Annotated in this window: 4 protein-coding genes; all 4 read left to right on the plus strand. The window is 72.0% G+C overall.

Annotation, left to right across the window (positions count from 1 at the left end; genetic code table 11):
- Positions 1-930, plus strand: a 930-nt coding sequence (locus ACIRDX_RS20810; RefSeq protein ID WP_396627354.1) for a hypothetical protein, incomplete at its 5' end; no start/stop codon positions are given.
- Positions 927-1,748 carry a menaquinone biosynthetic enzyme MqnA/MqnD family protein gene (locus ACIRDX_RS20815; RefSeq protein WP_396627355.1) on the plus strand — a complete coding sequence of 274 codons (822 nt, stop codon included), beginning with the start codon at positions 927-929 and terminating at the stop codon, positions 1,746-1,748. The genes ACIRDX_RS20810 and ACIRDX_RS20815, both read left to right, overlap by 4 nt.
- A 15-nt stretch (positions 1,749-1,763) precedes the next feature.
- A complete protein-coding gene (mqnC, locus tag ACIRDX_RS20820) occupies positions 1,764-3,005 on the plus strand; it encodes a cyclic dehypoxanthinyl futalosine synthase (protein ID WP_396627356.1) in 1,242 nt (413 codons plus the stop codon).
- Between the two features lie 242 nt (positions 3,006-3,247).
- Positions 3,248-4,512, plus strand: a 1,265-nt coding sequence (locus tag ACIRDX_RS20825; protein ID WP_396627357.1) for an amidohydrolase family protein, incomplete at its 3' end; no start/stop codon positions are given.

Genomic DNA, 4,512 nt, shown 5'->3' on the forward strand with positions numbered 1-4,512 from the left:
AAGGACGAAGGACGAAGGACGAAGGACGAAGGACGAAGGACGAAGATGGTGACCGTGGACATCGAAGAACTGGCAACGCGACTTGCCGCGGGTGGCGCGCTCTCCTCGTCGGAGCTCCGCGAGTTGGCGGCGAGCCGCGACCTGATCGGGCTTGGCATGCTCGCGGCCGACGTGCGTGCGCGACTGCACGGCGCGCGCGGCACCTTCGCACGCGTGGACATGCTGTCGGTGGATGACGTGTCGGCCGGTGTGTCGGTGGCCTCCGATGCCGGTGAGGTCCGCCTGGCGGGCCCCGTGAGCACCCTCGACGCGGCGGTGGCGGCCGTCGCCGCGCTGCGGGCCACGACGACGCTCCCGTTGTCGGGGTGGGCCCTGCACGACCTGGCGACGCTCGGGCCGTTGGGGGAGGTGCTGCCAGCCCTCCGCGCCGCCGGACTCGACGCCATCGCGACCGCCCGCCTCGATCGGCTCGACCTCGCGCAACTGCACGCCGTCTCGTCGGCCGGTCTCGCGATCCAGGCGGTGACGCTCGGCACGCCGCTCGATGGCGATGCCCTGCTCGACGCGCTGGCGCAGCTGCGCGCCTGGCAGGCCGCCACCGGCGTGATCCGCGCCTGTGCGCCGCTCCCGGTCGAGGTGTCGGCCGACGCCCCGACCACGGGCTTCGACGACATGCGCCACGTCGCGCTGGCGCGCCTCGCGCTCGACAACGTCCCGCACCTCTCGGCGCACTGGACGCGGATGGGCCCCAAGCTGTCGCAGTCGTGCCTGCTGTTCGGTGCCGACGACATCGACGCCGTCCCCGCCCGCGACGACATGCCCCACGGCCCGCGTCGCGCCATCGTCGAGGAAGTGCGCCGGAACATCGCGGCGGCCTCGCTGGCGGTGGTGGAGCGTGACGGCGCCTGGCAGCCGCGGGGCGCGGCGTGATCAGGGTCGGCGCGGTCGGGTTCCTGAATGCCCGACCACTCGAGTACGGGCTGGAGCGTGACCCACGGTTCACCGTGCGCCTCGACGTCCCGTCGGCGTGCGCGGCGCTGCTGCACGCCGGCGAGATCGACCTCGGGCTCGTCCCGGTGATCGAGCTGCTGCGGGGGCCGGTGGCCTACGACGTGGTGCCCGGCCTGGCGATCGCGTGCGACGGGGCCGTGCAGTCGGTGGCGCTCTTCACGACGGTGCCGGTCGCCCAGGTGCGGCGCATCGCGCTCGACGTGAGCTCGCGCAGTTCGGTCGGGCTGCTGCGCGTGCTGTGCAGGCATCATTTCGGCATCGCGCCGACGTTCGTCGATGCCGCACCGGACCTGGCGGCGATGCTGTCGGTGGCCGATGCGGCGCTGGTGATCGGCGATCCCGCGCTCGAGGCGCCCTACGAGGCGCTCGGGGCCGAGAAGGTCGACCTGGGCGCGGCGTGGAAGGACTTCACGGGGCTGCCCTTCGTCTTCGCGACGTGGATCGCGCGACCGGGCGTGCTCACGCCGGCCCTCGTGGCCCGGCTGCTCGAGGCGCGGCGGGAGGGCCTGGAGGCGATCCCGGCGCTGGCGCAGGCCGAAGCGGGGCTGCGCCCGGAGCGCGCTGCCGGGCTGGAGCAGTACCTGCGCGAGAACATTCGGTACGATCTCGACGAGGGCGCCCTGCGGGGCCTCTCGCGCTATCTCACCCTCGCCATGCAGGATGGCCTCGCGCCGCAGCGTCCCGACGTGCTGCGTGCCATCGAGGCACTGGCGGCGCCGGCCGGCGCCAGGGCCTAGGGCGGGAGGACAGGCATGTCGACAGGGAAGGGCACGGGGCAGATGTCGCTGCAGGCGATTGTGGAGAAGGTCGAGCGCGGGGAGCGCATCGATGCCGGCGAGGCGCTGGCGTTGTACCGCGACGCGAGCACGTGGCAGCTCGGCCGGCTGGCCGATGCGATCCGCGCGCGCCGCCATCCCGAGCGGGTGGTGACCTACATCATCGACCGCAACGTGAACTACACGAACGTGTGCGTGGCGCGCTGCAACTTCTGCGCGTTCTACCGCACGGTCGGCAGCCCCGACGGTTACGTGCTGTCGCGCGAGGAACTGTTTGCCAAGATCGACGAGACGATGAGCGTCGGCGGCAACCAGTTGCTGCTGCAGGGCGGGCACAATCCCGACATCCCGCTGGCGTGGTACGAGGACCTCTTCCGCGCCGTGAAGGCGACGTACCCGACCTTCCGGCTCCACGCGCTGTCGCCGCCCGAGATCCTGCACATCTCGCGGATGTCGAAGCTGCCGGTGCCCGAGGTGGTGTCGCGGTTGATCGCGGCGGGCCTCGACAGCGTGCCGGGCGGGGGCGCCGAGATCCTCGTGGATCGCGTGCGCAAGCTCCTGAACTGCTACGGCAAGGCGACGGCCGACGAGTGGCTCGGCGTGATGCGCGAGGTCCACCTGCAGGGCCTGCGCACCACGGCGACGATGATGTACGGCAGCGTCGAGACCCCCGAGGAACGCATCGAGCACATGATGCGGCTGCGGGCGCTGCAGGACGAGACGGGCGGCTTCACCGCCTTCATCACCTGGAGCTACCAGCCAGACCACACCGAGCTGGCCGGCGTCGAGCTCACCGGTGTCGAGTACCTGCGCACGCTCGCGCTGGCCCGCATCGTGCTCGACAACTTCGAGAACCTGCAGGCGTCGTGGGTCACGCAGGGTGGCAAGGTCGGGCAGCTGAGCCTGGCGTTCGGCGCCAACGACATGGGCAGCGTGATGATCGAGGAGAACGTCGTGCGGGCCGCGGGCGCGAGCTACTGCATGGACGAGATCGAGATCGTCCGCAACATCGAGAACATGGGCTTCACGGCGACGCGCCGGAACATGCACTACGACCACGTGGGGCAGCCGGTGTTCCGCGAACGCGCCGTGCCGCGCCGCCTGTCGCTCGACGTCGCCAAGAAGGATGGCGCCGAGCTGATGCCGGCCGAGCTCACGGCGTACGAGGCGCGCACGCGGGGCGAGCGCGAGCGACGCGCGCAGACCCTGGGTTCGTAGCTGCCGGACTTCAAGACTCGCCGATATACGCTACGCGCGCGGCGAGTTCAGCTCGACGCTTGGGACCGCGATGCATCACTGGCCGTCGACCTGAAGGTCGACGGCTACGAGCCACCGAGACTCGCAGTACCAGCGAACCAATCCACTGCCCGTCGGACAACTCGCCGCGCGCCGCAGGCGCATATCGGCGAGTCTTGAAGTCCGACGGCTACGGATCGAACCTGCCGCAGCCAGCCCCTCCCATGATCGTTCGCGTTCACGCTCGTTGGATCCTGCCGATCGCCGCGCCGTTGCTGCATGGCGGCTGGATCGATGTCGATGCGGCGCGCGGCGTGATCGTCGGCGTCGGCGCCGCGGGTGCGCCATCGGCCACCGCACCCGCCCGCATGATCGACCTCGGACACGCGGCGATCCTGCCCGGCCTGGTCAACGCGCACACGCACCTCGAGCTGTCGCACCTGGCGGGCCGGGTGCCGCCTGCCGGCAGCTTCGTGGCCTGGGTGCGCGCGATGCTGGCCGTGCGGTTCGGGGCGCAGACGACCGTCGGCGAGGTGGTCGACGCCGCGACGCAGGCCATCGCGAGTGCGGAGGCCCACGGCACCGCAGGCGTGGGCGACATCGGCAACACCGACGCGGCCATCGGGCCGCTCGCGGCCTCGTCGCTGTCGGGGCTCCACTTCCGCGAGGTGCTGGGCTTCCGAGGGGCTGATGCCGAGCGGGTCCGGAGCGAGGCGACCGTCGGTGCCATGGCGGCGCACGTCCGGCTGCACGAGGCGGGCTGCACCCGGGTACGGGTGTCGGTCGCGCCGCACGCGCCCTACTCGACGTCCGCGCCGCTGATCCAGGCGGTGGTCAACGGTCGACCGACGACCGTGTTCGCCGACTGGGAGCAGCCGGCGTGCCCCGTGTCGTCGATTCACCTGGCCGAATCGCCCGAGGAACTCGAGTTCCTGGCAACCGGCACCGGGCCGTTCCGCGACCTGCTGACCGACCTTGGCAGTTGGGACCCCGCGTGGCAGGCGCCCGGCGTCGGGCCGGTGGCGTACCTCCAGCAGCTCGGCGCCCTGCACCGGCACCTGCTCGTGGTGCACGGCACGCAGCTCACCCGACCCGACTTCGACGTGCTCGCGGACGTCGGCGCGACCCTGGTGCTGTGCCCGCGCAGCAACCGATGGGTCGGGGCAGGCGTCCCTGCTGTAGCGGACGCGGTGGCGGCGGGCGTGCGGCTGGCGGTTGGCACCGATAGCCTGGCCAGCGTGGCCGACCTCAATGTCTTCGCGGAACTGGCGGCGCTTCGCGGCGCGGCGCCGGCGGTCCCCGCGGCGACCCTCCTGCGGGCAGCCACCCTCGGCGGCGCGCAGGCGCTCGCCCTCGACGGCCTCGGACTGCTCGCGCCCGGTGCGACGAGCCGGGCCATCATCCGTGTGCCTCCCGCCGGGGTGCACGACATGGAAGAATGGTTGGTGGCCGAGGCTGCCGACACGACCGACCTGCGCTGGCTGGACGA

Origin of the sequence: Luteitalea sp. (assembly GCF_044337415.1) — a bacterium.
In the GTDB taxonomy this organism is placed as follows: Bacteria; Acidobacteriota; Vicinamibacteria; order Vicinamibacterales; family Vicinamibacteraceae; genus Luteitalea.

Coding starts and splice junctions, on each gene's coding strand:
- mqnC (WP_396627356.1), top strand. CDS start 1,764: ATGTCGACAGGGAAGGGCACGGGGCAGATGTCGCTGCAGGCGATTGTG.